Origin of the sequence: Aeromonas enteropelogenes, from assembly GCF_000819845.1 — a bacterium.
Taxonomy (GTDB): Bacteria; Pseudomonadota; Gammaproteobacteria; order Enterobacterales; family Aeromonadaceae; genus Aeromonas; species Aeromonas enteropelogenes.
The window spans coordinates 70,789-97,636 of the sequence record NZ_CDCG01000006.1 but is presented as its reverse complement, the minus strand read 5'-3'; the positions used below and the strand labels follow the sequence as shown (position 1 = coordinate 97,636).

Here is a 26,848-nt window from a genome sequence, read left to right as displayed (position 1 = left end):
GCATAGAATTGATCCCTGAGTGATTGAGCCGCTTTATGGTGTTGATACCATTAATGCAAAGGATTTCTCCGAAAGGCTCATTGCAGGACGCAGTGACAACAGGATGTCAGGCATGGTGGACGCCATGGGCTCTTTGGAGTCGGCAAGGGATTGAAGGATCAGGATGGTGACCATCTCCGGAGCGGGATGGGGGGGCGGGATGCGCATTCTCCTTCGCGATAACAGGATGTTGTCGGCGTGGGTCAAGCAAGCACACGCACATTCAGGACGACTCAATAACAAGGTCAGGAAGACCCTACCCGGATATGATGTGATCATTTGCCGTTACGGACGGATGAAATACGCGGTCTTGCCATTTCGGGAGGTGTTCGCATACACATATCAAGGCAGCTTCGGCTGCCTTTTTTCTGTTGGGTCATTAACCCAGCCCGCCATTCTGTGTCAAAATACCAGCAATATGCCCAGAGGATACCGATCCTGCGGTGTTCAGTGGCCTGAAAAGGCCGGATTGGTGCGGGTTCCTGCTCTTGTTCCAGCCTCACTGCTCCCCGTATCGTGTCCCGCCGGGTGACACCACCCCGGATAGGGTTCAAACCAAGTTATTTTCGGAGTTAGCCATTCATGTCTGCCAAACAACCCACTCGCAAGCCTGCTGGCAAGCGCAAAGAATCAGAAGCCAGTGCTCAGGAAGGTCGTGAGCGTAAACGGGCTGCCAAACGTAAGGGGCTGAAGGCGGGCTCTCGCCAGCAGGTCGAACAGCAAGGCAAAAAATCCGGCGCCAAACAGGCAAAAGATCCCCGTATCGGCTCTCGCAAGCCGATTGCTCTGATTGTTGAAGAGAAGAGCATCAAGGCGGCAGCATCCAAGCCGGTGAAAGAGAAGAAGCTGGCGATGACTCCGGAGCAGGAACTGGCGGCCATCGAGAATGATGATCGTCTGAATGCCCTGCTGGATCGTCTCGATGCCGGTGAGACGCTGGATGCCGCCGAGCAGGCCTGGGTCGATCAGCGTGTTGATCGTTATCAGGAGCTGATGGATGAACTTGGCATCATCGACAACGACGATGATGAAGAGGAGTTCTCCTTCGCCGATGAGGAAGCTGAATACGATGAACCTCAACAGCCGGCCTCTGAAGAGGAGCTGTGGGATCGTTTCACCCAGGTTGATTATCAACCCGAACCGAAGAAGAAGTGATGAGTGGATGGATGCTGGCCGCCCTGTTGGGCGGCCTGATTTTGTCAGGTCTGGCGATTTATGCCGGCATGCTGCTGGCCCGGTTGAAACGGCAGCAAGAGATGCAGTTACAGGCGATCAAGGCGCGTAACGAGCGGATCCTGGATAGCGTGCGAGTGATCGCCCATGCCGTGTTGGAAGGACAGTGTGATTATTCCGAAGGGGCTATTCGCCTGACTAATCTGCTGGATGCCTTGCAGATCAAGGAAGGACGCGCTTTTGCTGCTGAATTCCCGGGCCTTTATGGCCTCTACGAGAAGGTGAAAGAGATGCCGACTCACGAGGCACGCCGTGCGCTCAAACGCAACGAGGTGATGAAGCTGGATCTTGAACGCAGTGGCTATGAAGCCGAGCTGGAGACCCAGATCCTCAAGGATGTCGCCCAGTTGAAAGATCTGCAGTTGAGTCAGTGAGCCGTCAATAACAAGAAGAGAGGAAGCGAGCGTGCAAGCAGAACAGATTGTGTGGGATCAGGCCCTGATCGAAAAATACAACTACAGTGGCCCGAGATATACCTCCTATCCTACCGCGCTGGAGTTCAATGAGAGCTTCGGTTACGACGATTTTGTCCAGGCCGCCAGTCAGTATCCCGAACGCAATCTGTCGCTCTACGTGCACATCCCTTTCTGCCACAAGCTTTGCTATTACTGCGGTTGCAACAAGGTGATCACTCGCCACCAGCACAAGGCCGATGAATACCTTGATCACCTTGAGCAAGAGATCAAGGCGCAGGCCCCCCTGTTCAAACATCGTCTGGTGACCCAGCTGCATTGGGGAGGTGGTACACCAACCTATCTAAACGAAGCCCAAACCCGTCGTTTGATGGGCATGTTGCGTGAACACTTCCGGTTTGCCGAACAGGGGGAGTTCAGCATCGAGGTCGACCCCCGCGAGATCGAACTCACCATGCTGGATGTACTGCGGGAGGTTGGTTTCAACCGCATCAGCCTGGGTGTGCAGGACTTCAACAAGGATGTGCAGCTAGCCGTCAATCGCGAACAGGATAACGACTTTATTCGCGCCATGCTGGAGCGGGCGCGTGAACTCGGTTTTCGTTCTACCAACCTCGACCTTATCTATGGTCTGCCACATCAGGATCAGAGCAGCTTCCATCACACCCTGAAAGAAGTGCTCAAAACGGATCCTGCGCGTCTCTCCATCTTCAATTATGCGCATCTGCCAAGCCGTTTTGCTGCCCAGCGCAAGCTGAAAGAAGAGGATATGCCTGCGCCACAAGAGAAGTTGGCCATGCTGCAGGACACCATCGCCTTCCTGACCGGGCGGGGTTACCAGTTTATCGGCATGGATCACTTTGCCAAACCTGATGACGAGCTGGCCGTAGCCCAGCGTGAAGGCAAGCTGCACCGCAACTTCCAGGGCTATACTACTCAGGGTGACTGCGATCTGTTGGGGTTGGGGGTTTCATCCATCAGTATGATCGGCGATGCCTATTCCCAGAACCAGAAAGAGCTCAAGGCTTATTACGCCCAAGTGAACGAGCTGGGCCATGCCCAGTGGAAGGGATGCTCGCTCAATCGGGATGACCTAATCCGCCGTGAGGTAATCAAGCGGCTGATCTGCGATTTTCGTCTGAACTTTGCTGCGGTAGAGCAAGAGCATGGTCTGGTTTTCAAAGAGTACTTCGCCGATGACCTCAAGCTGTTGCAGACCTTTGTCGACGATGGCCTGGTTCGTATGACCGATGAAGGCTTGGAAGTTTCGTCCACGGGGCATCTACTCATTCGCAACATTTGCATGTGTTTCGATGTCTACTTGCGTAACAAGGCGCGCCAACAGCAGTTTTCGCGGGTGATCTGACAATACACAGCGGGCGCCATTTGGCGCCCGCTGTGTATTTGCGACTGGGAAACACGCTCGATATGGGGTGAGCGGAAAACGCAGATAAAAAGATGGGGGCGACTTGCGTCGCCCCCGGTAGTCGTATCGCTCAGATCCTTGAACGAAGTTGCTCCCTGCAATCCCTGACTGTTTACCTCTTCCTTTAGGTTTCCCCTTCCCAATCCTTTGGGGTGTCCTTTAGCCATCTTGGCCTGACGAGTCATCCTTTCTCGCCGCACTTTCTCCATCCCGGGAGGTGTCCTTTACCACATCCTGTGGTGAGTCCATTTGCCCAACCCTAGCAGCCAGTCTTCCTGACCGACTTCATCGCGTCCGTGCATGAGTAACTATAAGGATTTTCCGGTTGCGTACAACGCCAGGGTGAAAAACGTTTTTATTTTGCTAATTTAAGAAAGTGCTAATGTTTTTATTTTTTGTATGAAAACAATTAATTAAGTGTGTTGTTGTCATTTTTTAGGATCGCCTTTTCCGATTATTTCGAGGAGCTTTTACGGCATTTGCTTACGGTTTGTATGGCAGATCTCTTACATGCGCTGGTTGGTTGCTGGTGCAACAGGATAGGGGGCTTGCCAGGAATGAAGTCAGGAGGGATGCCATAGGTAATGGCGAGGTGAAAGAGGGTATTAAAGTTGCTGGTTCAGTCGCTCATAGATGGTCTGGCGCTCCTCAGGGCTAAGGGAGGCGAAGTAGTGGGTGAAAAGACGCAGCAACAGGGATTTGTTCATGCCATCCTGTTGTGTCAGGCTGCCCAGCTCGCTGATGGCCGCCGTACTCATGGAGAAGGTAGCCTTTTTATAGCTGGGCTTCAGATGATCGCCGCGCTCGATGAATGCCAACGCCGAGAGAGCCTCATCCCTGTGCAGGCTTAGCTCCAGGCTGACCACCTTGGGTTTGCCCTTGGCATAGAACTCCGCGTCCTCAATGAATTCGTCGACGGTAAATTTCTTCTGGTGATGCAACTGGTGCTTTTTCTTCAGATCGGCAAGGCCCATATCACACTCCCAATGTCAGAAATTCTTTGGCGATGGTCCGGATCTCCTCGGCGGATTTGCCATCCGGTTCTATCTCCATTACCGAGAGCCCCTTCTCCTCGCTGTCGTCGTAGACATTGCGGCCATAAGTAATGGCATTGAGTACATCGACGCCAAACGATGCACAGACCTCCTTCGCCTCCAGAATACGCTTTGCCTGGTTGGGTAGGGCGGGGCACTGGGTCAGCACCACGGCCGCATTGAGGGTCGGATTGACCATTTTGCAGGTCGTAATGAGATCTTCCATATGCGGCAGGGTCTTGAGATCGCGGCGTTTGGGGCGAAGGGGGATCAGGGCATGGGTGGCGACTGCCATGGTGGAGCGCAATGCCCGGTTATCCTGGCCGCCACAATCGACGATGACGTAGTCGTAGCGATTCTTCAGGCTGATGAGATCGTTGCGGATATTGCCATACAGCTGCACGCAATTGATCTGGGGTAGGTCGGGATTGTCGTTGCGTTCCTGGATCCAGTCCGAGGTGGTGCGCTGCGGATCGCAGTCCACCAGTAGCACTTCCCCCTGAAACTGGGTCCTGAGATAGACAGCCAGATTTTGTGCCAGGCAACTCTTGCCGCTGCCTCCCTTCTCTCCACCAACCAGCAGGATCATTGTCGCGCCCCTTTCCCTGATGACACAGCTGTTTTGAGTATAGGAGGGGCTTTCTTCAAGACAAGGCGAGAGGAGATGGCTCCTCTCGCGCAGCGGGCTAGTAACGCTGGATGCCACCTTGCCAGCGGCAGACATATTCGGGCACCAGCATCTGGGGAGCCTGATCGACCTGGCAGACCACCATGGGCATGGCTGGGGCTCCCTCCGCCAGACTGATACCCGGTACCACGGGCAGCAACAGGCTGGCGAGCAGCAGTAAGGATTTCATCTTCATAACGACTCCTTGTTAACACCGTTTATATGTGATCTAAATCACTTTTTGAGTTAAGCCGAGGTTTGGAGTGGCGCAAGGAGGATGAATAAATTCAATTAATGAAAAAAGTGCCGAACTGGTCCCTCTGTCGCAGGATGAATGGTTGATTGGCAAGATGCTGGCTGTGTGCATATTCATGGAGCAAGACAGGCATCAGGAGGAGGATATGAGGCAAGGCTCATGGGGCGTGACGACAATGCCATGATCTGGAGCAAGAAAAGATTTATGCAGTGAAAATTTGAAATATGACTATTTATTTCTCTCGATAGCGGAATAAAAATAGTGAATTATTCATAAAAGTGAATGCAAAATTCACATTAAAATTAATTATGAAGTTAATTTATTGAAATTTAACAATTTAATTGTTTTGGATTACCCCTTTAGAGAGGGGGCGATTGAATCAAATAGATTTATTTATGAAATTTAAAGGCGTTTTTTTAGCTATCTATTCAAGTTGTCTGAATGGGGAAATGCCATTTCTGCTACCCCAGTCAAAGATCTCTTCGTGAATTTATTCAGTTCTGAGTGAATGTGATCAATGTCTAAGTTTAACTTCATTGGCAGGTCTAACCTCGCTCTCGAAAGGCAAAGGCAGGATAGAACACAAGCCGAATACCCTACATAAAGAATATCCCGCCTTAGCCACGAGCATGAATAGAAGGAATCTATTCAATCACTCGCATGGACCACTGCTAAACGGAATATAATCATGAGCAAATTTTATGTAGGTTCTGAAGTTGGCCAACTGCGCCGTGTCATGTTGCACCGCCCCAACCTCAGTCTGAAGCGTCTGACCCCCTCCAACTGCCAGGACCTGCTGTTTGATGACGTCTTGTCTGTTGAACGCGCCGGTCAGGAGCATGACAAATTCGCTCAGGTGCTGCGCGATCAGAATGTCGAAGTTTTCCTGCTGACCAATCTGCTGGCCGAAACCCTGGATGTGCCAGAAGCCAAAGCCTGGCTGCTGCAAAACCAGGTCTCCGACTATCGCCTCGGTACTTCTTTTGCCAACGATGTGCGCTGCTTCCTGGCTGACATGCCGCATCGCGAACTGGCCCGCATTCTTTCCGGTGGCCTGACCTACTCCGAGATGCCTTACAGTGGCGTCAACATGGTAGTCGGCATGCACGCACCGACCGATTTCATCATCGAGCCACTGCCCAACCACCTCTTTACCCGTGACACCTCCTGCTGGGTCTATGGTGGCGTCTCCATCAACCCGATGGCCAAACCGGCTCGTCGCCGCGAAACCAACCATGTGAAGGCCATCTACCGCTGGCACCCCATGTTCGCCGGTCAGGACTTCATCAAGTACTTCGGTGACGAGGAGCGTGACTACGACAACTCCACCATCGAAGGGGGTGACGTACTGGTCATTGGCCGCGGCTCCGTGCTCATCGGCATGTCCGAGCGCACCACTCCGCAAGGGGTTGAGCACCTTGCCCGCAACCTGTTCAAACACGGTCAGGCCAAACAGGTCATCGCCATGGAACTGCCGAAACACCGCAGCTGCATGCACCTGGATACCGTCATGACCCACATGGATATCGACACCTTCTCCGTCTATCCGGAAGTCATCCGTAAAGATGTGAACTGCTGGAGCCTGACTCCGGGTGGTGCTACCGGCATGAACATCAAGGAAGAGGGTTACTTCGTTACCGCCATCGAGAAGGCTCTGGGCGTGGATCAGCTCAAGCTCATCACCACAGGTGGCGACAGCTTCGAGGCCGAGCGCGAGCAATGGAACGATGCCAACAACGTACTGACCGTACGTCCTGGCGTGGTCGTGGGTTACGAGCGCAACACCTACACCAACGAGAAGTACGACAAAGCTGGCATCACAGTTCTGCCCATCCCGGGTGAAGAACTGGGCCGTGGCCGCGGCGGCGCCCGCTGCATGAGCTGCCCGATGGAACGCGACAGCATCTGATGATACGGCGTGGCGCCGGCAGAGGCTGGCGCCACACAGACAAGCACATGAGATCAACCACTATGAAAAAACCAACTGTCGTCGTCGCTCTGGGTGGTAATGCACTGCTCCGTCGTGGTGAGCCGCTTGAAGCCGACATCCAGCGCAAGAATATTGCAACTGCCGCCAAGACCATCGCTCGCATCGCCGAGGAGTACAACGTAGTGCTGGTGCACGGCAACGGCCCGCAAGTCGGCCTGCTCGCCCTGCAAAATAGCGCCTATACCAAGGTTTCTCCCTATCCCCTGGATGTGCTGGGCGCCGAGTCCCAGGGCATGATCGGCTACATGCTGATCCAGGAGCTGAAGAACCTGATGCCGAGCCGCAACGTCACCGCCCTGCTGACCCAGGTGCAGGTAGACCCGCAGGATCCGGCGTTCGCCAATCCGACCAAATTTATCGGCCCCGTCTATGAAGAAGCCGAAGCCCGCACCCTGGCCGAAGAGAAGCACTGGGTGGTCAAGGCTGACGGCAAGTTCTTCCGTCGCGTGGTGCCGTCCCCGCTGCCCCAGCGGATCGTGGAAGGCGATGCCATCGAAACCCTGATCGCCCAGGGCCACCTCATCATCTGTACCGGTGGTGGTGGTATTCCGGTGACCTGGAACGGTCAGACCCTGACCGGTATCGAAGCCGTCATCGACAAGGATATGTCTGCCGCCTACCTGGCCAAGCAGATCAAGGCCGACGCCCTGCTGATCCTGACCGATGCCGATGCCGTCTATCTGGATTGGGGCAAGCCGACCCAGCACCCGCTGCGGGTGACCAGCCCGGACGAGCTGGCAGGGGTCAAGTTCGATGCCGGTTCCATGGGGCCGAAGATCGAAGCGTCCTGTGAATTTGTCAAAGCGACCGGTGGCATGGTCGGGATCGGTTCTCTGGAAGATGGCCTGGCCATCCTCAAGGGTGAAGCCGGTACCAACATCGTCGCCACTCGCACCGTGAATGCGTAGTCAATAACACTGCCCTACTTGGTCTGAATAAATATAGAGAGAACTCATCATGGCTTTTAATCTGCGTAACCGTAACTTCCTGAAACTGCTGGACTTCACCCCGCGCGAAATCCAATACATGATCGACCTGGCCATCGACCTGAAAAAAGCCAAATACGGTGGCTACGAGCGCAAGCACCTGGTCGGCAAAAACATCGCCCTGATCTTCGAAAAAACCTCTACCCGTACCCGTTGTGCCTTTGAAGTGGCGGCCTTCGACCAGGGGGCCCAGGTTTCCTACCTTGGCCCGAGCGGTTCCCAGATCGGTCACAAGGAGTCCATGAAGGACACCGCCCGTGTACTGGGCCGCATGTATGACGGTATCGAATACCGTGGCTACGGCCAGGAAATCGTGGAAGAGCTGGGTGCCTATGCCGGTGTACCGGTATGGAACGGCCTGACCAACGAGTTCCACCCGACCCAGATTCTGGCCGACTTCATGACCATGCTGGAGCACGGCAAGGGCAAGCGTCTGGATCAAATCAAGTTCGCCTACCTGGGTGATGCCCGCAACAACATGGGTAACTCCCTGATGGTCGGCGCTGCCAAGATGGGCATGGACATCCGCCTGGTTGCTCCGAAAGCCTTCTGGCCGGAAGAAGAGCTGGTTGCCCAGTGCCGCCAGATCGCCGAAGAGACCGGTGCCCGTATCCACCTGACCGAAGATGTGAAAGAGGGCGTGCTGGGTGCCGACTTCCTTTACACCGACGTCTGGGTATCCATGGGTGAAGCGAAAGAAGCCTGGGATCAGCGCGTCAAACTGATGACTCCGTATCAGGTCAACATGGACGTCATCAACGCCACCAAGAACCCGGATGTGAAGTTCATGCACTGCCTGCCGGCGTTCCACAACGATGAAACCACCATGGGCAAGGAAGTGGCTGACAAATATGGCATGAAAGGCTTGGAAGTGACCGAGGACGTGTTCGAATCCGAGCACAGCATCGTGTTCGACGAGGCCGAAAACCGGATGCACACCATCAAGGCAGTGATGGTTGCTACGCTGGGCGACTAAGGTCGCAGTAGTGGTGCCGGGGGGTGACCCCCGGCTTTTCGACCATGTGACAGCGGAATAATACCTCTAACCCTACAACCCGCAGCCAGCATGGATACCACACCACAGAAGGAAGCTGGACCATGACCAAATTCAAGTTCCCGTCAGCCTACACGATACTGTTTGTGCTGATCGCCCTGGTAGCCGCCCTGAGCTGGGTAGTGCCTGCCGGCAAATACGAGATGACCATGAACGAAGCCCTCGGCAAGGAAGTGCCGGTGGCGGGTACCTACAAGCAGGTTGAGAGCAATCCCCAGGGGATCGTCGACGTGCTGCTGGCCCCTATCGATGGTCTCTACAACCACGATACCTATGAGGCAGGCGCCATCGACGTCTCCCTCTTTATCCTGATCATCGGTGGCTTTCTCGGCATCGTGACCAAGACTGGCGCCATCGACGCCGGTATCGAGCGTGTCACCGCTCGCCTGCGCGGCCGCGAAGAGTGGATGATCCCCATCCTGATGGCGCTGTTCGCCGCAGGGGGCACCATCTACGGCATGGCGGAAGAGTCCCTGCCGTTCTACACCCTGCTGGTACCGGTGATGATGGCCGCCCGTTTTGACCCGGTCGTCGCCGCCGCCACCGTGCTGCTCGGTGCCGGTATCGGTACCCTGGGCTCCACCATCAACCCGTTTGCTACCGTTATCGCCGCCAACGCCGCCGGCATCTCCTTCACCGACGGTATCTGGCTGCGCGTGGCCATGCTGATCGCCGGCTGGCTGATCTGCGTTGCCTACGTGATGCGTTACGCCAAGATGGTGCGCAACGATCCAAGCAAGTCCCTGGTGGCTGACAAGTGGGAAGAGAACCGTGCCCACTTCCTCGGCAACAAGAGCGACGAGATGCTGGAGTTCACCACTACCCGCAAAATCGTGCTGGGTATCTTCGTCGCAGCCTTCGCCGTGATGATCTACGGTGTGGCCGTACTGGGCTGGTGGATGGCCGAGATTTCCGGTGTGTTCCTGGCTTCCGCCATCATCGTGGGCCTCATCTCCCGCATGAGCGAGGAAGAGCTGACCTCCAACTTTATTGACGGTGCCCGCGACCTGCTCGGTGTGGCCCTCATCATCGGTATCGCCCGCGGTATCGTGGTGGTGATGGACAACGGCATGATCACCCACACCATCCTGAACAGCGCAGAAGGGATCGTGACCGGCCTCTCCACCGTGGTATTCATCAACGTGATGTTCGCGCTGGAAGTGGTGCTCTCCTTCCTGGTGCCGTCCTCTTCCGGTCTGGCTGTGCTGACCATGCCGATCATGGCGCCGCTGGCCGACTTCGCCAACGTGGGCCGCGACCTGGTAGTGACTGCCTATCAGTCCGCCTCCGGTCTGGTGAATCTGGTAACCCCGACCTCCGCCGTGGTCATGGGTGGCCTGGCTATCGCCAAGGTGCCGTATGTGCGCTGGCTGAAGTGGGTGGCACCGCTGCTCGGCATCCTGACCATACTGATCGTGGTCTGCCTGAGCGTGGGTACCCTGATCTGACCACCCTCTTTCCATATTCAAACGGGAGCCTGCAGGCTCCCGTTTTTTTATATGTGCAACAGGCGGCTGTGGTTCTATCGCCTGGGTCATAAGGGGAGGGGCAAGCGAAGCGGAAGAGCGCTCCCGGTGACAAGCGGGCAATAAAAAGGCGACCCTGGGGTCGCCTCGCTGCATGCGGGGGAGGGCCTAGCGCGCCTGCTCCAGGGTACGCACCACGGCGGCATGGGCCTGGCGGGTGCGGCTGATGTGGCGGGGGGCGACCAGTACCACGTCGTTGCCCGCGACGGCGCCCATGATCTCCGGGTTGGCGTTGCGATCCAGCAGACGGGCCACCACGGTGGCGGCGCCCGGAGTGGTATGGATCAGCACCATCTGCTGATTGTGCACCACGGCGCGCACCATCTCGTGGATGGAGCGGGTGCTGCCGGCCGGTTCCAGCTGTTCGTCCACCAGGGTGTAGACCTTCTTGCCGTTGGCATTTTGCGCCTTGGCGACGCCGAGGCGGCGCAGCAGACGGGAGATGGTGGACTGGCTGATATCGGCGAAGCCGCGCTCCGACAGCTCGCGACGGATCTCTTCCTGAGTGCTGTAACAGTGCTGGCCGATGATCTGGCGACAGGCATCCAGCTGGGCCAGTTCGGGCTCCTGGGCAACGGGGCGGCTGAGTGTTTTGACCACGGCAACTTCCTTTGACGATGACAGGAAACAAGTGCTCGATATCTGCCATATTCGCTGGTTAGCAGCAAAAAATACTGGCAATCATGATGCTGGCAGGGAATGAGCTGGGATAACCATCTTTGGATGGCAAATTATAACTGACTGGGAATCTGGTGATGTGACAGGGTTCAAAAATGGGCCCCGTAGGGCCCATTCAGATATCAATAACGCTCGCTGACGATATCCTGGGTGAAGGATTTCTCGCAGTACTTGCACTTCATCCGGACCACGCCTTTTACCTCGCGTACCCGGAAGTAGCTGTCCACCGGCTCGTTGTGGGAGATGCAGTTGGAGTTGGGGCAGTGGAACACGCCGGCGATGAACTCGGGCAGTTCCAGCTGGTGCTTCTTCACCACGTTGAAGTCTTCGATGATATTGACGGTCGCCTTGGGGGCGAACAGCGCCAGCTGGTTGGCCTGCTGTTCGGTCAGGCGGGTGTTCTCGATCTTGATGAGGTCTTTCTTGCCCAGCGCGCCGGATTTCAGGTTGAAGCCGACGGTGATCCGCTCCTGGGTCTCCACCAGCTGGAACAGCTTGAGGATCTTGATGCCCTGGCCGGCGGGGACGTGGTCGATGACGGAGCCGTGACGGATGGCTTCGACTTGCAGTTGGTTCTTCTCAGACATGATGTTCCCCTCAGACAGTTTCGTTCAGTACCAGTGCCAGCAGAGCCTGGCGTGCATAGACCCCGTTTTCCGCCTGCTCGAAGTAGTAGGCGTGGGGAGTCTTGTCGACCGCCACATCGATCTCGTCGACGCGGGGCAGGGGGTGCAGGATCTTCATGGTGGGCTTGGCCCCTTCCAGGGTGGCCACTTCCAGCACGAACTTGGCGGCCATGTGCTTGTATTCGGTCTCGTCGAAGCGCTCTTTCTGGACGCGGGTCATGTAGAGGATGTCCAGCTCGGGCATCACCTCTTCCATGGTCTCGTGGACGCTGAACTGGATGCCTTTCTCTTCCAGCTCCTCGCAGATGTAGTCCGGCATCGCCAGCGCTTCCGGGGAGATGAAGAAGAAACGGCAGTTGAACAGGCTTAAGGCCTGAGCCAGGGAGTGCACGGTGCGGCCATATTTCAGGTCACCGACGAAGGCGACGTTGAGGCCGTCCAGCTTGCCCTGGGTCTCGCGGATGGAGAAGAGGTCGAGCAGGGTCTGGGTCGGATGCTGGTTGGAACCATCACCGCCATTGATGACCGGCACGCGAGAGAACTCGGAGGCGAGGCGAGCTGCGCCTTCCTTCGGGTGGCGCATCACTACCGCATCGCTGTAGGAGCCGATGATCTTGATGGAGTCGGCCAGGGTCTCGCCCTTCTTGGCGCTGGTGTTGCCACCGTCGGCAAAGCCGATGATGTTGCCGCCCAGGCGCTGGACCGCAGTCTCGAACGAGAGGCGGGTACGGGTTGACGCTTCGAAGAAGCAGCTGGCGACCAGCTTGTTTTGCAACAGGCTGGTGTTGGGTTCAGCCTTCAACCGTTGTGCGGTTTCGACTACCAGTTCCATTTCGGGCCGGGTCAGGTCCGAGATGGAGATGACATGTTTCTTATAGAGTGGATTGGTCATCGTCTGCATTCCCTTTGGCATCAATGAAGGTTTTTCAGGCACAAAAAAAAGCCCCTGAAACAGGGGCTTTTTTCAAAAAATAACGGGAGATCTTTGGGTCGGAAACCGGAAACAACGGGGCCGCACTGGTGTGTTCCACCCGTTTGCAAGGCTGTTGTTTGCAATAAAAACGGCATCTTATGTCCCGACCTTTTTCAAAACCGGACAGATTATAGGGCTGGTTTTTTATTTGTCAAAATTTTATTTCAGATGCCTTTTTGGTGTTGAAAAACGTTTATGTGTCGTGAAGTTGCCGACAAACCCACACCTGGTGTTCGCTTTGCAATGGCTCGCTGTCACGGGCCATTGCGCGCAGATAACCGAGTCTGTGGTGTCCCTCCAGCAGACAACAGGGACCTGGCAGCGGTTGTCCACTCGGGTGGTGATCCTCTTCCCCCGGGATCAGCACTATGATGGGTTCGGGCCAGGTGCCATGGCCCAGCATGTAGTCACCTAGCCAGGAGCGACGCACGTAACGATTGTTTTGCAGCATCTCGCCCCAGCGTTCGATCACCTCCATATGACGGGAATCGACTTGGGTGATCAGGCGCTCGGTGGGCCAGCGTTCACACTCGAAGCGGTAGTTGGCGAGATCGATAAAGCTCCAGTTGGACTCAAAACCGCGCCAATGGCGATAAATCCACTGAGAAAGCACATTTTCCGGAATAAAGGGCACCAGCGGGGCTACCCGGGCGAGATAATCGGACAGCGACTCCGTTTTGCTTTCATCCCTGAAGTTAAGCGGCGCCAGTTGCTGGAGCAATCGGTAATTGAGCATGGACAACCTCCCTGTTCCACACTTTACCCTACCCCCATTTATGGCCCATTCCTACCCTGATGAGGCTGCAAATACAGCAAGTTATCCCGCATTGCTGCGCAAATCACCGCGACTTGTTCGGGATTTGTGCAATCGCAGCGAAAGTGTGAAAAAAGCCTTTACCTTTGATCTCCACTTTGTATACTACGCCTCGTTTGTTGCAGGGGCGTAGTTCCAATTGGTAGAACAGCGGTCTCCAAAACCGATGGTTGCGGGTTCGAGTCCTGCCGCCCCTGCCATTTTCAGAAAGGCCAGCTCATTGAGCTGGCCTTTCGCATTTCTGCACCTTCCTTTGACCCCATTTGCCCTCTGCGTCGCTGTCATCAATCTGGCGGCATACCTCTGCTTGTCAGCATGGAATTTTGTCTCTTTTCTCACCGATAGCGCCTTGTGTTGTTGATGGATGTGAAAATATACAGATTCACTAAAGTCTGTTCATCTCGCCGCCGATAACCACAAATGAGTAGGGCCTTTTCCCTGCCCGATACAACAACAAGGATTCGTAGTCATGACACTCTCTTTGCGCGGCAAATTGCTGGCAACCAGCCTTGGCGTGGTGCTGCTGATGGCATCACTGCTCGGTGTGGTGGCATTTCACACCCTCAAATCCCGGACCATGAACGCCATCCAGAGCGAAGCGGTCAACTATGGTCACGCCTATTCGGTGGCCATCGGTGACTGGATGGCGGACCGCAAGAATGTGGTGCACGCCCTGGTCAGCCTGATCGCCGACAATCCCCAGGCCGAACTGGTACCTCACCTGAAGCAGGCCTTCACCTCGGGGGGCTTCGGGCTCACCTATTTCGGTTCGGAGCAGGGGGTGATGACCCGCCAGGATCCCTCGCTCAATACCGGCAACTATGACCCTCGCGAGCGCCCCTGGTATCAGGATGCGCTCAAGGCGGGCCAACTCATCATCACTGCCCCCTATGTCAGCGTCACCATGCAGAAGCTGGTGGTGACTCTCTCCGAGCCGGTTCGTCATCAGGGGACGCTGGTGGGGGCAGTGGGGGCGAATCTGGCGCTCGACAAGCTGATCGATGAAGTGCTGGCGATGCAGGTGCAGGGGGAAGGCTACGCCATGCTGCTCGACAACAGCGGCCTGATTGTCGGCCACCCGAACAAGAAGCTGGCACTCAAGCAGGTCTCCGAACTGGCGCCTGATCTGTCGGCCGCCACCTTCCAGCAGTGGGGACGTGAAAACAGCGAGCTGCATGCCGCCAACATAGATGGTCGCGATGTATTGCTGGCGGTGCAGCCAGTGCCCGGTACCGACTGGTTGCTCGCCATGGTGATGTACCGCGACGTGCTGGAAGCGCCGCTCACCACCCTGTTGTGGCAACTGATGGGGTTGACCCTGGTGTTGTTGCTGCTGTTCAGTTCCCTGCTGACCGCCCTGTTCAAATATCTGTTTGCGGATCTGGGCCGGGTGGCAAACGCCCTGCACGACATCGCCCATGGCGAGGGGGATCTCACCGTTCATATCAAGACCCGCAGTCAGGATGAGGTGGGCCAGCTTGCCGAGAGCTTCAACCAGTTTGTGGCCCGCTTGCACGGCATCGTCAGCCGGCTGCGGGACGTCACCCTGGAGCTGGCTGGCCAGTCCCGCACCCAGGCCGCCGGCGCCCATGCCCGTAGTCAGCGGGTACGCCAGCAGCAGGACGAGATCGTCATGGTGGCCACCGCAGTGACCGAGATGGCCTCCGCCACCCAGGAGATCGCCGGCAATGCCGAGTTTGCGGCCACTACCGCCGGAGAAGCGGTGCAGCTGGCCATCGCCGGTCAATCCCAGGTGGGCCAGAGCCAGCGCAGCATCACCGGGCTCGCAGATGAAGTGGCCGATGCCAGCCAGGTCATCCATGAACTGGATTCCCATGCCCAGAAGATCAGCGGCATTCTGGCGACCATCAGCGGGATCGCCGAGCAGACCAATCTGCTGGCGCTCAATGCCGCCATCGAAGCAGCCCGGGCTGGTGAGCAGGGGCGCGGCTTTGCGGTGGTGGCGGACGAAGTACGGGTGCTGTCGCGCCGCACCCACGACTCTACCGCCGAGATCCAGCAGATGATCGAGACCCTGCAGCAGACTACCCGGCGCGCGGTCGACGGCATGGAGACCAGCCGTCAGCTGGCGGGCACCAGCGTGGAGGATGCCGAGTCCGCCAACCACAGCCTGGCCCGGATCAACGAGGCGATCGGCTCCATCAGCGACATGGCGACCCAGATCGCAGCGGCGGCCGAAGAGCAGACCTCGGTCACCAGCGAGATCAGTCGCAACACCGAGAACATTCGCCATGTCTCCCAGGAGCTGGCCGAGCAGGCAGGTGCAGAAGCAGCCCAGGCGGCCGAGCTCAAGGCACTGACCGAGCGGCTGGAGCAGGAGATAGGCCGCTTCCGGCTCTGACCTCCCGGTTATTTTCATGAAAAAGGGCAGCCTGCGGGCTGCCCTTGTTGATCCTGACGATTCAGGGAGTCTGCTTGACCCAGATCAGCTGGTCGGTGGCAAAGCCCAGCCCCTTGGCCTTGGCGACCAGCGCAGCCACCTTCTCCTTGGGCGGATTGGGGGAGCGGGCGAGGATCCAGAGGTAGTCGTGGTTGTAGCTGGTCACCAGGGAGAGCTGGTAGTCGGGGTCAAGATCGATGACGTTGTAGCCGCCATAGAAGGGCCCGAAGAAGCTCACCTTGAGCCGGGCCTCATCCGGCCGATCGACGAAGTAGGCCTTGCCCTTGGCCTCGCGCCAGCTGCCATCGCTCTGCTTGCCGCGGTTGATCACCCTGACGCCGCCATCGTCCCGCAGGCTGTAGGTGGCGCTCACCTGCTCCAGTCCCCGCTCGAAGCCGTGATCGAGGCGGGCGATTTCGTACCAGGTGCCAAGATAGCGGTCGAGCTGGAAGCCGGTGACCGGGCGAATGCCGTCGGCAAGGCCGGTGCAGGCCGTCAGCAACAAGGTGGCAAGCAGACAAAACAGTGAACGCATGGGTAGTCCCTCTCTTGTTATCCTTCGATGATACGCAGCTGGCCTTCCCGGAAGCGGGAGGCCTGATCCGTCGGCGTACTGCCGAAAAAGCGTTTGAACTCCCGGCTGAACTGGGAGTTGCTCTCGTAACCGACCCGGGCAGCCGCCGCCCCCGCCTTGACGCCGTCATGCAGCATCATCAGGCGCGCCTTGTGCAGGCGAAACGACTTGATGTACTGCAGCGGTGAGGTAGAGGTGACCGCCTTGAAGTGGTGGTGGAAGGCAGACACGCTCATGTTTACCTCCCGCGCCAACTCTTCCATGGTCAGGTTGTCGGCGAAACGTTGCTCTATCATACGCAGCACCCGGGCGATCTGACCCACATGGTTGTGACGGTTGGCCAGCGCCTGCAGGGCCGGGCCACCTCCCTCGCCAAGAGCATAGAACAGCATTTCCCGCACCGTCTGTGGCCCCAGCACTCTGGCGTGGAGGGGGTTGTCCATCAGATCGATCAGCCGTTCGGCAGCGCAGAACATGGCCTCAGACATGGGAACCGAGTGTACGCCGCTCTTCTGCGGGGCCGGCGCGGGCAGGGCATCACCCAACTCCAGCAGCAACTCCTGCAGGGTGACCAGATTGATCTCGAGGGTGAAGCCGATGAGGGGCTGCTCGGAGGAGGCGAAGCATTCGCACTCGCAAGGCAGCGGCAGGGTCATCAGCAGATAATGGTTGGGATCGTAGCGAAACACCTGATCCGCCAGGTAACCCACCTTGTGCCCCTGCAGGATCACTATCATCCGCGGCTGGTAGAGCACCGGGGTACGGCCATGGTACTCGGTGGTGTAGATGAGGTTCACCTGCTCCACCGGGGAGGGGGTGATGCCGGGAGCGGTGACGTGGCGAGTCAGCCTGGTGGCCAGGTCGGTGTAACGGTCAGGCATGGAACCCCTTGTTCTTTAAATTGGTGCGCTTGCAGAAATAGGCAATAAAAAAGCAGAATGTGACCTTGATGGTATGGCTGTTCAGGAGAAAAATGCAATCATGATTTCGCGGCCCTGCCGCACAGCTGTCAGAGAAGGTGATACCGATGAACAACTTTACCCTGCATACCCCGACCAAGGTCCTGTTTGGCAAGGGCCAGATCGCCCAACTGCGCGAGCAGCTGCCCGCCGATGCCCGTGTTCTCATCACCTATGGTGGTGGCAGCGTGGTGCGCAGCGGCCTGCTGGCGCAGATCCGCACTGAACTGGCGGGCATGACCCTGTTCGAGTTTGGCGGCATCGAGCCCAACCCCGCCTACGAGACCCTGATGGGCGCGGTCGAACTGGCCCGTGCCGAGAAGGTCGACTTCCTGCTCGCTGTCGGTGGCGGTTCCGTGCTGGATGGCACCAAATTTATCGCCGCAGCTACCCCTTACGATCCGGCCAGGGATCCCTGGCACATTCTCGAGACGGTCGGCAGCGAGGTGCGTTCCGCTATCCCGCTCGGCACTGTGCTGACCCTGCCTGCCACCGGCTCCGAGATGAACATGGGGGCCGTCATCACTCGCAAGCGCACCGGCGACAAGCAGCACTTCTTCTCCCCCTTCGTGATGCCGCGCTTCGCCGTGCTCGACCCCGTGCTCACCTATACCTTGCCGGCGCGTCAGGTGGCGAACGGCGTGGTGGATGCCTTCATCCACATTCTGGAGCAGTACCTCACCTACCCGGTCAACGCCAAGGTGCAGGATCGCTTCGCCGAAGGGCTGCTGCTGACTCTGATCGAGGAGGGGCCCAAGGCGCTGACCGAGCCGGAAAACTACGACGTGCGCGCCAACATCATGTGGAGTGCCACCATGGCCCTCAACGGCCTGATCGGTGCCGGTGTGCCCCATGACTGGGCCACCCACATGCTGGGTCACGAGCTCACTGCACTCTATGGCCTGGATCATGCCCAGACCCTGGCGGTAGTGCTGCCTGCCCTGCTCGAGGCCAAGCGCGAGCAGAAACACGCCAAGCTGCTGCAATACGCCGAGCGGGTGTGGGATCTGCGCGAGGGCAGCGAAGCGGAGCGCATCGACGGGGCCATTGCCGCCACCCGCGACTTCTTCACCCGGATGGGGCTCAAGACCCGGCTGCGGGATTACGATCTGGGTTCGCTCGACATCGATGCCTTGCTGGGCAAATTGGCGGAACACGGCATGACCCGACTCGGCGAGCACGGCGACATCGACCTGGTGCAGAGTCAGCATATTTATGAAGCCGCCTGGTAACGGCATACCCTTACCATCATCTGCGCGAAACGATTGAATACGTGGGGCCTACGCCCGCCATTTGGCGGTCGAACGGCCCTCTTTCGTTATTAAATTGTTACTTTATGGCATTTCGTTGCGAAAAATGAGACACGGCCGGATTTCGTAATAACAAAAAACGCTAAGATAGAGGGCCGGTAAAACATTTTTTTTGACTGGTTGGATCACTTTTTTCAGCCGTTTTTACTGGTATAAGCCTCTAATTTGGTTTGTTTTTTTTAATCGCGACCAGGGATGGGCTGAATTCTGTACGAGCGCCGTCGGGACTGCGGTTGTAATAAAACTCCAAAATTTGATACTAATCACCTTCGCGCCTGAAAAGCGGGGGCCTGACCATGACAGGAGGTTGCGGTAAAGCCTACTGATTTTCATAACAAAGAGCCCTGGACCTGCACTTTGGTCCTGTCTTGTTTCGTCAGAAATGAGACACTGGGCAGCGATTGTTTATTAACCATCAGGGAATAGTCATGCAGATTGGAATACCGAGAGAGAGTCTCGCCGGTGAAACCCGGGTCGCAGCGACCCCGGCTACCGTCGAGCAGCTGAAAAAGCTCGGCTTCGAGGTCGCCATCGAGTCTGGCGCAGGCCAGTTGGCCAGCTTCGATGATGCTGCCTTCGAGGCGGCCGGTGCCAGCGTGGTGCCGAATGTCTGGCAAGCCGACCTTATCTTCAAGGTCAACGCGCCGACCGATGCCGAGATCGCACAAATTAAGGATGGTGCCACCCTGGTGAGCTTCATCTGGCCCGCCCAGAACCCCGAGCTGGTCAAGAAGCTGTCCGAGCGCAACATCAATGTGATGGCGATGGACATGGTGCCGCGGATCTCCCGTGCCCAGTCCCTCGACGCCCTCTCCTCGATGGCCAACATCGGTGGCTATCGCGCCGTGGTGGAAGCCGCCCACGAGTTCGGCCGCTTCTTTACCGGTCAAATCACCGCAGCCGGTAAGGTCCCGCCCGCCAAGGTGCTGGTGATCGGTGCTGGTGTGGCCGGTCTGGCCGCCATCGGTACCGCCGGCTCCCTCGGCGCCATCGTGCGCGCTTTCGACACCCGTCTGGAAGTGGCCGAGCAGATCGAATCCATGGGTGGGGAATTCCTCAAGCTGGACTTCGGTGGCGAGGATGGCTCCTCCAGCGATGGTTATGCCAAGGTGATGAGCGAAGAGTTCATCAAGGCCGAGATGGAGCTGTTCGCCCAGCAGGCCAAAGAGGTGGACATCATCATCACCACCGCCCTGATCCCGGGCAAGCCAGCACCCAAGCTGATCACCAAAGAGATGGTCGACAGCATGAAGCCGGGCTCGGTGATCGTGGACATGGCCGCTCAGGCCGGTGGCAACTGCGAATACACGGTGCCGGGCCAGCTGCACGTCACCGATCGTGGCGTCAAGGTGATCGGCTATACCGATCTGCCGGGTCGTCTGCCTGCCCAATCCTCCCAGCTTTACGGCACCAACCTGGTGAACCTGATGAAGCTGATGTGCAAGGAGAAGGACGGCAACGTCGCCATCAACTTCGAAGACGTGGTGCAGCGCAACATGACGGTGATCCAGGCCGGTGAAGTGACCTTCCCGCCGCCCGCCATCTCCGTCTCTGCCGCCCCTTCGAGCCCGGCCGCCGCCAAACCGGCTGCCAAGAAAGAAGAGGCCAAGCCCTCCAACAAGAAATTTGTCTGGGGTGCCCTGGGCATCGCCGCCTTTGGCTGGGTAGCTGCCGTGGCGCCGGCCGCGTTCCTCTCTCACTTCACCGTGTTCGTTCTGGCCTGCGTGGTCGGTTACTACGTGGTGTGGAACGTCTCTCACGCCCTGCACACGCCGCTGATGTCGGTCACCAATGCCATCTCCGGCATTATCGTGGTCGGTGCCCTGCTGCAGATCGGGCAAGGGTCGACTCTGGTCACCGCGCTGGCGTTTATTGCCGTGCTGATTGCCAGTATCAACATCTTCGGCGGCTTCACCGTCACTCAGCGCATGCTGAAGATGTTCCGTAAGGATTAAGGGGGTTTAACGTGTCTCAAGGACTGGTAACAGCATCCTATATCGTTGCCGCCGTGCTCTTCATCCTCAGTCTCGCGGGACTGTCGAAGCAAGAGACGGCCAAGCATGGCAACCTGTTCGGTATCGCGGGTATGGCCATCGCCCTGCTCGCCACCGTGTTCAACCCGGAAACCAGTGGTGTCCACTGGATCATTCTGGCCATGGTGATCGGCGGTGCCATCGGCGTGCGTCTGGCACTCAAGGTCGAGATGACCGAGATGCCCGAGCTGGTAGCCGTGCTGCACAGCTTCGTGGGTATGGCGGCCGTGCTGGTGGGCTTTAACAGCTTCATCGATCTGCACCCGTCGGCTCCGGCCGAGGTGGTGGTGCCCATCACCTCCAATCTGGACGCCACCCTGGCGGCCGCCCGTGCGGCGTTCGAACAGGCGGCCAGCGTGGCCCAAGTTGAGCACCTGACCGGCGCCATGCTGAACATCCACCTGGTTGAAGTGTTCCTGGGCGTCTTCATCGGTGCGGTGACCTTCACCGGTTCCGTGGTGGCGTTCGGCAAGCTGCGTGGTCTCATCTCCTCCAAGCCGCTGATGCTGCCGCACCGCCACAAGCTGAACCTGCTGGCCGTGGTGGTCTCTGTGCTGCTGATGATCTACTTCGTCAACGCGGGTGGCTCCACCTTCGCCCTGCTGGTGATGACCCTGATCGCGTTTGCCTTCGGCTGGCACCTGGTTGCCTCCATCGGCGGCGCCGACATGCCGGTGGTGGTCTCCATGCTGAACTCCTACTCCGGTTGGGCGGCGGCGGCGGCGGGCTTTATGCTCTCCAACGACCTGCTGATCGTCACCGGTGCCCTGGTGGGTTCTTCCGGTGCCATCCTGTCCTACATCATGTGTAAAGCGATGAACCGCTCCTTCATCTCCGTGATCGCCGGTGGCTTCGGCTCCGACGGCGTTGCCTCCAGCGGCGACCAGGAGATGGGCGAGTACCGCGAGACCAGCGCCGAAGACGTGGCCGAGCTGCTCAAGAGCTCCAGCTCCGTCATCATCACCCCGGGTTACGGCATGGCGGTGGCGCAGGCCCAGTATCCGGTGGCCGAGATCACCCAGAAGCTGCGTGATCGTGGCGTCAAGGTACGCTTCGGTATCCACCCGGTGGCCGGTCGTCTGCCGGGTCACATGAACGTGCTGCTGGCGGAAGCCAAGGTCCCGTACGACATCGTGCTGGAAATGGACGAGATCAACGAAGACTTCAGCGATACCGATACCGTACTGGTGATCGGTGCCAACGACACCGTCAACCCGGCCGCCATGGAAGATCCGGGCAGCCCCATCGCCGGCATGCCGGTGCTGGAAGTGTGGAAGGCGCAGAACGTCATCGGCTTCAAGCGTTCCATGAATACCGGTTATGCCGGTGTGCAGAACCCGCTGTTCTTCAAGGAGAACACCCAGATGCTGTTTGGCGATGCCAAGGCCAGCGTCGAGGCTATCCTGAAAGCACTGTAAGTGCCTGTCAGAACACGAATAAAAGGAGGCTTCGGCCTCCTTTTTTGTTTGTTTAAGGTATTGTTTTTATTGGCTTTTTCTTTTTGTGTGCCCACAAATTGTCCACGCCTGTGGCATTATTGTCACTTTAATCCCGCTTGTCACATCCTTATGCGTTGCGCAGTGAACGCATAGCGTGACCGGACACAAATAGTAAAAAACCTCTTTTCCGTGGTGCACTCGGCGCATCTCCCTTCCTGCTCTGTGCTGTTTCAAAATTTCAGTTTCCACAATCACTCAATATGAACCTAACAAACTGAAATATAAGAGCTTTAGCCAATTCTGCCGCGCACAACGAGATCCCCCGAGATCGTCCCAATCCACACGGAAAACACGCACGCCCCAGAAAAATCAACAACTTGCATTTCTTCACCTGCTTAAATCCGGTGGCAATAACTGCAAAACAGTGAAAAAAAGATCCTTCTTTGCAGATCCTCAACACGCCCGAGATCCTTTATCTGGCGCGGCCTGGGCATATGGTTTTGCGGTAATCCACTTTTGCAAAAAATTTATTTGATGAGCCGCGCAGGCGGGAGCGGAAGAGCGCGGATTCCGTGACGCCGCCGCCGCCGTGGGCTTCTCTGGCATGCGCTGGCGGCTGTGCGCGGCCCTGTGCTTCACGTATGCTGTGCGCCTGCCTGATGGTGCCCCTAACATGCGGCGTCCTTCCCTGGCCATGCTCAGGCGCTGTCAGGCAGATAGAATAAGGCCCCGCAGATGCGGGGCCTTCTTTGCTTGTTTGCTCGGTGGGTTATTCGATGATGGGGGATAGGGTTGCCGCCAGATCTGCGGCCTTCTGGCTCTGGTTGCTGAATGCGGTGGCATTGGTTGGCCCTGGTCCACCGTGGTTGTGACTGGCGGCAGAGGCGGCCAGCTGCTCCACCACGTTCATCAGCTGTAGCAGCAGCCCGAAGATGTTCACCCCCTCGCTACCCATCCACGAACGGGGTGCCTCGAAGTGCTGGAGTTCTCCGGCCACACTGCGGCGCAGTTGCCCGATCACCTCCACCAGATCACCGGCTGCGGTGTGGCTCATGTTGCCCAGGCTCCCCGCCATCAAGTCATCTCCGGCCAGCAGTTCAATGGCCCCGAGCGCCTCGATGCGCTTCATCGCCCCGATCTGCTCCACGCTGTGTTGATGGGTGGTGAGGCGGTGCTGGCCGAACTCGCCCAGGTAGTCATCCGCCTCGCGGTGTATCAGCAGCGCCTTGTCATGCTGGCGGCGGTCGGTATGGCGGCTCTGGTTGCCTACGGTATCGGTGCGGCTGAACACCTCGGCCCGCAGCTGCTGGAGCTGCTCGCCCGGGGCGATGTCCGGCAGCGGCCAGCCGGTACCCAGCACGGTGCGAATGAATGGCCGGTCAGCGCGACCGAAGGCGAACCCCAGCTCCACTATGGTTCCCTCGATGGGGAATTGCATCATCCCCTGCTCGGGCCCGCCGAACATCACCGGCAGCGGCACGGCGCGATAGAGTGGGGCTGCCTTGTCCGGCTGGCCATCCTCGCCCAGCAGTTGCACGTCCACCGCATAGCGCGGGCGAAACGGATCATTGAGCTGGCCAGCGGCCGCGCTGTCGCTGATGGCTTCTACCCGCCCGAACTTGGGCAGGTGCATATTGTCGGCCAGCTCGGGGAACTCGCCCTCCATCTTGCGCCGCTCCGGCGACTTCACCGGTTTACCTGGTGTTGCCGTGGTGAGGGTCATCTCGTCACCCTTCAGGCGTACCCGTTCCACCCGCTTGCCGTTGACGAGTGCGCCCGGGCGCATGGCCGGGATCGGTGCGGTGGTGAGGGTGTTGCCCGCCTGGCGGCCAGAGAAAGCCGGATCCAGCTCCACTGGCTTATCCGCCCAACGGCTATGGGCATGACTGCCCACGAAAATGGCGCCATCCGGTTGCTGATGCCAGATGAAGTCCGGCACCGCAAAGGCGCGACCGGCGTTGTTGAGCAGCTGATAGCCGGTGCCGGCGCTGGTGAAGTTGGGGATCGGCCGATCGGTATAGTCGGCCCCATCCGGCAGCAAAAAGGTGAGTTGGGTCTGGTCGCTCAACCAGGCCAGCAGACCGCGCAGGGTGGCATGCTGAAGGCTGACCGGAAATGCACTCCCCAGTATCCCTGCCAGCTCTCGGCAAAGCAGCTTGCTGGCGCCATTGCTGGCGGGCTGCACGTCATAGACATATCCGGTAAACCAGCGGCGCAGCTCTCCGTTGTAGCCGAGATCCACGGTCAGGGTTTGCCCCTTCTTTGCGGCCCCCTCGATGGTGATGGCGGCACGACCTCCAGCGGAGATATCAAGCACGATATCGTGGTCGATGAGGTTGGCCGGTTGGCCGCCCAGAGTGAGATAGGTCGATAGTTTCACGCCATCACGTCTCCCAGTTTGTCATCAAGTCCCTTGATGGCCTGCTCCCATGAGCTCAGTTGCTCTTGCTCAGTGGCTGGTTTCCCATTGTTGCTGTCGGCAGGCTTGGCCGGTTTGGCATTCGCTGTGCTCTGGCCTACGGTGGCCGGTGCCTTTGGCATCCGCTGTTCCCGCTTCTCTGGCACCGAGTTGTGCTCGCGCAGGGTGAACTGCACTTGCCACGCCAGCAGACCCTCCTGCTCGCTGGCGGTGATGCGCCCGGCGAACTTGGCCTGACGCACCTTAACCGACTTGGCCAGCAGCGACCCGACCCGGTAGATATGGCGCTTGCCGCCATCGCCTTTAGCATCGGCCAGCTCAAACAAGCGTCCGAGGGTCTTCTCGTCATTGAATGGAACAAGGCCAGAGACATCGAGCTCCTTGGCCTTTTCCCCCTGCTCCGAACTACTGGTCGAGCTGGTTTGGCCGCTGCTGTCCTTGTCCTGAAACTGCATCGATACAGAGATCCGCATCGACTTCATCACAATCGGCTCACCGTCCAGGGTGAGCATGGCGGTTTGGCTCATCGGGTTAACTCCTGCCAGAAGGTGAGCGGGGAGGGGGAGAGCAGCAGGGCGCCGACCGTCACGCTGTGGCTATGGTCTGGCGGGCTGCTCTGGCCCAGTTGGGCGGCCAGGCTTGCAGCATCACCTTGTGCTTGCCAGTGCCACAGCTGGCCACTGATGGCCGTCAGCTTTCCCAGTGCCTGTTCGAGCTCGGTCAGTCTGGCAGAGCGTCGTTCTGCCAGGGTGGCCAGTTGGGCGATCGGGGTGGTGGCCCCCTGTGCCAGGCTCTCCAGCTGGGCGATCTCGCCCCCGAGCAGTGAGCGAGTCGAGCGCAGCGGATCCCATACCAGCGGCTCATCAGCCTTCCAGCGTGGCACCTTGGCGGCGGTGGGTTTGCTCATGGCATCGTTGCTGGCTGTGAGGCGGCGCAGAGCCGCGCACCACTCCGGCAGCGGCAGGATGGCGCAAAGCGGCGCCAACGCATCGGCCAGCGCGGTTTCGCTGTTACCGGTGACCAGCCAGGCGATGGCGTGCAGCTGGCCAGTCGGCAGCAAGGGATCGGCCCCGTCCTGCAACTTGGCGGCAAGGGTGGCCACCGCGTTGGGGGCGGCGAGGCTGTACTGGTTGCCCTGGTGCTGGCCCACCCCATGCTGATAGGGGGTCACGGTCATGCAGCGACCGGTGACCAGCAGCCGATCAAGCTCAACCCGCAGCCCTGCCAACGCGGCAGCGGCTTGGCTGATAGACGTGGGGCGGTATTGTGCCCTTGGCGCCATAGCTTGCAAGCGGGCCACGGCGCCAGCCTGGCTGTCTGGCAGTTGGCCAAGCACCCCGCTGGCGCTGGTGTGTATCGCCTCGACGCTTGTTGGCCAGTGCAGCGCTCCTTGCGTCCAACTCACTGCGGTATCTCCGGCCATGCAACAGAGAACGGCCACCCGGCTTGCCCTTTCACATCCGGCAGTTCGTAGAGATAACGCTGCAACTGTGGCAACAGTGCAGCATCCTCTGGTTTGGCGTAGCCACCATCAACCGCAGGTTTGATACGTGATATCTCGATACTGGCGTATGCCTGACGCTGGGCCAGTTCCTGTTCCGCCGCCTGTTCGGCAAGCTGATACTTTATCGCAGGGTCTTCCTGCCACTGTTCATCGCGCCAGATATAGCTGGGGCCCGGATATGGCTCTGTTGTCGCATCGATTTGTTGAGGCGTTACCCCCGGTTCAGTGATCGACACCGGCGCGCCGCTTTTCGTACTCCATAGCGGTACAGCCCGCCAGTCTGGTGAGCGCACCCATTTACCATCATCGTGACACACAGGCACTACAGCGGTAGCTGTTAAATACCGGGCGCACTCATGCTCACCAAGTTCATCAGGCGGAGGGGTCTTGGTAGAAAATGCGGGCATCAGGGCGGCGTTATCCAGCGGGCTAATGTCTGCAACGCCCTGTTCCATTGCGCAACCAGTGCGCGGGTCATAGTGATAGATAATCAT

At 58.3% G+C, this 26,848-nt stretch carries 24 protein-coding genes and 1 tRNA gene; 12 read left to right on the top strand and 13 right to left on the bottom strand.

Going from position 1 to position 26,848, the window contains the following annotated elements:
* The first annotated feature begins 621 nt into the window (after positions 1–621).
* From yihI to hemN, 3 genes are read left to right on the top strand one after another with little or no spacing between them, the layout of a single operon-like run.
* Entirely contained in the window at positions 622–1,194 is a 573-nt protein-coding gene (gene yihI, locus BN1123_RS03035; RefSeq protein WP_042025276.1) for a Der GTPase-activating protein YihI, read from the top strand.
* A gap of 11 nt (positions 1,195–1,205) precedes the next feature.
* The gene (locus BN1123_RS03030) at positions 1,206–1,646 is read left to right on the top strand and encodes a DUF2489 domain-containing protein (RefSeq protein WP_042025274.1); all 441 of its coding nucleotides are present in this window, start codon (positions 1,206–1,208) and stop codon (positions 1,644–1,646) included.
* Between the two features lie 31 nt (positions 1,647–1,677).
* A complete protein-coding gene (hemN, locus tag BN1123_RS03025; protein WP_042025273.1) occupies positions 1,678–3,051 on the top strand; it encodes an oxygen-independent coproporphyrinogen III oxidase in 1,374 nt (457 codons plus the stop codon).
* A gap of 665 nt (positions 3,052–3,716) precedes the next feature.
* Here the strand turns inward: hemN and BN1123_RS03020 are convergent.
* The 3 genes from BN1123_RS03020 to BN1123_RS21625 form a co-directional block, all read right to left on the bottom strand.
* Complete coding sequence (locus tag BN1123_RS03020) at positions 3,717–4,085, bottom strand: hypothetical protein (protein ID WP_042025272.1); 369 nt, start codon at positions 4,083–4,085, stop codon at positions 3,717–3,719.
* 1 nt (position 4,086) lies between these two features.
* Entirely contained in the window at positions 4,087–4,734 is a 648-nt protein-coding gene (locus BN1123_RS03015) for an AAA family ATPase (RefSeq protein WP_026456280.1), read from the bottom strand.
* 97 nt (positions 4,735–4,831) lie between these two features.
* Positions 4,832–5,008 carry a hypothetical protein gene (locus BN1123_RS21625; RefSeq protein ID WP_197064432.1) on the bottom strand — a complete coding sequence of 59 codons (177 nt, stop codon included), beginning with the start codon at positions 5,006–5,008 and terminating at the stop codon, positions 4,832–4,834.
* A 748-nt stretch (positions 5,009–5,756) separates the two neighbouring features.
* On the opposite strand from BN1123_RS21625, the gene arcA reads away from it, so the two are divergent.
* The 4 genes from arcA (at position 5,757) to BN1123_RS02995 (ending at position 10,546) form a co-directional block, all read left to right on the top strand.
* A complete protein-coding gene (gene arcA, locus BN1123_RS03010) occupies positions 5,757–6,977 on the top strand; it encodes an arginine deiminase (RefSeq protein ID WP_026456279.1) in 1,221 nt (406 codons plus the stop codon).
* A gap of 62 nt (positions 6,978–7,039) precedes the next feature.
* Positions 7,040–7,966: a carbamate kinase gene (gene arcC / locus BN1123_RS03005; RefSeq protein ID WP_026456278.1), complete on the top strand. Its 927-nt coding sequence runs from the start codon at positions 7,040–7,042 to the stop codon at positions 7,964–7,966.
* A gap of 49 nt (positions 7,967–8,015) precedes the next feature.
* Positions 8,016–9,020, top strand: coding sequence for an ornithine carbamoyltransferase (argF, locus tag BN1123_RS03000; protein WP_042025270.1), 1,005 nt, complete (start codon positions 8,016–8,018; stop codon positions 9,018–9,020).
* Positions 9,021–9,142: 122 nt separating this feature from the next.
* Positions 9,143–10,546 (top strand): YfcC family protein, encoded by a 1,404-nt coding sequence (locus BN1123_RS02995; RefSeq protein ID WP_042025269.1) that lies wholly within the window; start codon positions 9,143–9,145, stop codon positions 10,544–10,546.
* 186 nt (positions 10,547–10,732) lie between these two features.
* On the opposite strand, the gene BN1123_RS02990 is transcribed toward BN1123_RS02995, so the two are convergent.
* From BN1123_RS02990 to BN1123_RS02975, 4 genes are all read right to left on the bottom strand, one after another.
* Positions 10,733–11,224 (bottom strand): arginine repressor, encoded by a 492-nt coding sequence (locus BN1123_RS02990; RefSeq protein ID WP_042025268.1) that lies wholly within the window; start codon positions 11,222–11,224, stop codon positions 10,733–10,735.
* A gap of 200 nt (positions 11,225–11,424) precedes the next feature.
* Positions 11,425–11,889 carry an aspartate carbamoyltransferase regulatory subunit gene (gene pyrI, locus BN1123_RS02985; RefSeq protein ID WP_026455957.1) on the bottom strand — a complete coding sequence of 155 codons (465 nt, stop codon included), beginning with the start codon at positions 11,887–11,889 and terminating at the stop codon, positions 11,425–11,427.
* 10 nt (positions 11,890–11,899) lie between these two features.
* Positions 11,900–12,820: an aspartate carbamoyltransferase gene (pyrB, locus tag BN1123_RS02980; protein WP_042025267.1), complete on the bottom strand. Its 921-nt coding sequence runs from the start codon at positions 12,818–12,820 to the stop codon at positions 11,900–11,902.
* A gap of 274 nt (positions 12,821–13,094) precedes the next feature.
* Positions 13,095–13,637, bottom strand: coding sequence for a hypothetical protein (locus BN1123_RS02975; RefSeq protein ID WP_042025265.1), 543 nt, complete (start codon positions 13,635–13,637; stop codon positions 13,095–13,097).
* 201 nt (positions 13,638–13,838) lie between these two features.
* Here BN1123_RS02975 and BN1123_RS02970 point away from each other — a divergent pair.
* Positions 13,839–13,915: transfer RNA gene (locus BN1123_RS02970), tRNA-Trp, on the top strand.
* Between the two features lie 269 nt (positions 13,916–14,184).
* On the top strand, positions 14,185–16,077 hold the full coding sequence (locus tag BN1123_RS02965; protein WP_042025264.1) for a methyl-accepting chemotaxis protein: 1,893 nt from the start codon (positions 14,185–14,187) through the stop codon (positions 16,075–16,077).
* Positions 16,078–16,138: 61 nt separating this feature from the next.
* Here BN1123_RS02965 and BN1123_RS02960 read toward each other — a convergent pair whose 3' ends face one another.
* Both BN1123_RS02960 and BN1123_RS02955 read right to left on the bottom strand, forming a co-directional pair.
* Positions 16,139–16,651, bottom strand: coding sequence for a lipocalin family protein (locus BN1123_RS02960; RefSeq protein ID WP_042025263.1), 513 nt, complete (start codon positions 16,649–16,651; stop codon positions 16,139–16,141).
* A gap of 17 nt (positions 16,652–16,668) precedes the next feature.
* Positions 16,669–17,571, bottom strand: a complete 903-nt coding sequence (locus tag BN1123_RS02955) for an AraC family transcriptional regulator (protein WP_042025262.1) — start codon at positions 17,569–17,571, stop codon at positions 16,669–16,671.
* Positions 17,572–17,717: 146 nt separating this feature from the next.
* On the opposite strand from BN1123_RS02955, the gene yqhD reads away from it, so the two are divergent.
* The 3 genes from yqhD (at position 17,718) to pntB (ending at position 22,410) form a co-directional block, all read left to right on the top strand.
* On the top strand, positions 17,718–18,881 hold the full coding sequence (gene yqhD / locus BN1123_RS02950) for an alcohol dehydrogenase (RefSeq protein WP_042025261.1): 1,164 nt from the start codon (positions 17,718–17,720) through the stop codon (positions 18,879–18,881).
* 506 nt (positions 18,882–19,387) lie between these two features.
* Positions 19,388–20,914 (top strand): Re/Si-specific NAD(P)(+) transhydrogenase subunit alpha, encoded by a 1,527-nt coding sequence (pntA, locus tag BN1123_RS02945; RefSeq protein WP_042025260.1) that lies wholly within the window; start codon positions 19,388–19,390, stop codon positions 20,912–20,914.
* 11 nt (positions 20,915–20,925) lie between these two features.
* A complete protein-coding gene (gene pntB / locus BN1123_RS02940) occupies positions 20,926–22,410 on the top strand; it encodes a Re/Si-specific NAD(P)(+) transhydrogenase subunit beta (protein ID WP_042025258.1) in 1,485 nt (494 codons plus the stop codon).
* A 790-nt stretch (positions 22,411–23,200) separates the two neighbouring features.
* Here the strand turns inward: pntB and BN1123_RS02935 are convergent.
* The 4 genes from BN1123_RS02935 to BN1123_RS02920 are packed head-to-tail and all read right to left on the bottom strand — an operon-like array spanning position 23,201 to position 26,848.
* Complete coding sequence (locus BN1123_RS02935; protein WP_042025256.1) at positions 23,201–24,811, bottom strand: hypothetical protein; 1,611 nt, start codon at positions 24,809–24,811, stop codon at positions 23,201–23,203.
* Positions 24,808–25,377, bottom strand: coding sequence for a baseplate complex protein (locus BN1123_RS02930; protein ID WP_042025255.1), 570 nt, complete (start codon positions 25,375–25,377; stop codon positions 24,808–24,810). Before BN1123_RS02930 ends, BN1123_RS02935 begins: the two co-directional genes overlap by 4 nt.
* Positions 25,374–26,255: a hypothetical protein gene (locus BN1123_RS20665; protein WP_082037450.1), complete on the bottom strand. Its 882-nt coding sequence runs from the start codon at positions 26,253–26,255 to the stop codon at positions 25,374–25,376. The genes BN1123_RS02930 and BN1123_RS20665 overlap by 4 nt, the downstream gene beginning before the upstream one ends.
* Positions 26,252–26,848, bottom strand: coding sequence for a tail fiber assembly protein (locus BN1123_RS02920; protein ID WP_042025254.1), 597 nt, complete (start codon positions 26,846–26,848; stop codon positions 26,252–26,254). Before BN1123_RS02920 ends, BN1123_RS20665 begins: the two co-directional genes overlap by 4 nt.

What these genes read in the sequence shown, in the direction of transcription:
- yihI (WP_042025276.1), top strand. Translation starts at nt 622, where the DNA reads ATGTCTGCCAAACAACCCACTCGCAAGCCTGCTGGCAAGCGCAAAGAA.
- BN1123_RS03030 (WP_042025274.1), top strand. Translation starts at nt 1,206, where the DNA reads ATGCTGGCCGCCCTGTTGGGCGGCCTGATTTTGTCAGGTCTGGCGATT.
- BN1123_RS03020 (WP_042025272.1), bottom strand. Translation starts at nt 4,085, where the DNA reads ATGGGCCTTGCCGATCTGAAGAAAAAGCACCAGTTGCATCACCAGAAG.
- BN1123_RS03015 (WP_026456280.1), bottom strand. Translation starts at nt 4,734, where the DNA reads ATGATCCTGCTGGTTGGTGGAGAGAAGGGAGGCAGCGGCAAGAGTTGC.
- BN1123_RS21625 (WP_197064432.1), bottom strand. Translation starts at nt 5,008, where the DNA reads ATGAAGATGAAATCCTTACTGCTGCTCGCCAGCCTGTTGCTGCCCGTG.
- arcA (WP_026456279.1), top strand. Translation starts at nt 5,757, where the DNA reads ATGAGCAAATTTTATGTAGGTTCTGAAGTTGGCCAACTGCGCCGTGTC.
- arcC (WP_026456278.1), top strand. Translation starts at nt 7,040, where the DNA reads ATGAAAAAACCAACTGTCGTCGTCGCTCTGGGTGGTAATGCACTGCTC.
- argF (WP_042025270.1), top strand. Translation starts at nt 8,016, where the DNA reads ATGGCTTTTAATCTGCGTAACCGTAACTTCCTGAAACTGCTGGACTTC.
- BN1123_RS02995 (WP_042025269.1), top strand. Translation starts at nt 9,143, where the DNA reads ATGACCAAATTCAAGTTCCCGTCAGCCTACACGATACTGTTTGTGCTG.
- pyrI (WP_026455957.1), bottom strand. Translation starts at nt 11,889, where the DNA reads ATGTCTGAGAAGAACCAACTGCAAGTCGAAGCCATCCGTCACGGCTCC.
- pyrB (WP_042025267.1), bottom strand. Translation starts at nt 12,820, where the DNA reads ATGACCAATCCACTCTATAAGAAACATGTCATCTCCATCTCGGACCTG.
- BN1123_RS02975 (WP_042025265.1), bottom strand. Translation starts at nt 13,637, where the DNA reads ATGCTCAATTACCGATTGCTCCAGCAACTGGCGCCGCTTAACTTCAGG.
- BN1123_RS02965 (WP_042025264.1), top strand. Translation starts at nt 14,185, where the DNA reads ATGACACTCTCTTTGCGCGGCAAATTGCTGGCAACCAGCCTTGGCGTG.
- BN1123_RS02960 (WP_042025263.1), bottom strand. Translation starts at nt 16,651, where the DNA reads ATGCGTTCACTGTTTTGTCTGCTTGCCACCTTGTTGCTGACGGCCTGC.
- BN1123_RS02955 (WP_042025262.1), bottom strand. Translation starts at nt 17,571, where the DNA reads ATGCCTGACCGTTACACCGACCTGGCCACCAGGCTGACTCGCCACGTC.
- yqhD (WP_042025261.1), top strand. Translation starts at nt 17,718, where the DNA reads ATGAACAACTTTACCCTGCATACCCCGACCAAGGTCCTGTTTGGCAAG.
- pntA (WP_042025260.1), top strand. Translation starts at nt 19,388, where the DNA reads ATGCAGATTGGAATACCGAGAGAGAGTCTCGCCGGTGAAACCCGGGTC.
- BN1123_RS02930 (WP_042025255.1), bottom strand. Translation starts at nt 25,377, where the DNA reads ATGAGCCAAACCGCCATGCTCACCCTGGACGGTGAGCCGATTGTGATG.
- BN1123_RS02920 (WP_042025254.1), bottom strand. Translation starts at nt 26,848, where the DNA reads ATGATTATCTATCACTATGACCCGCGCACTGGTTGCGCAATGGAACAG.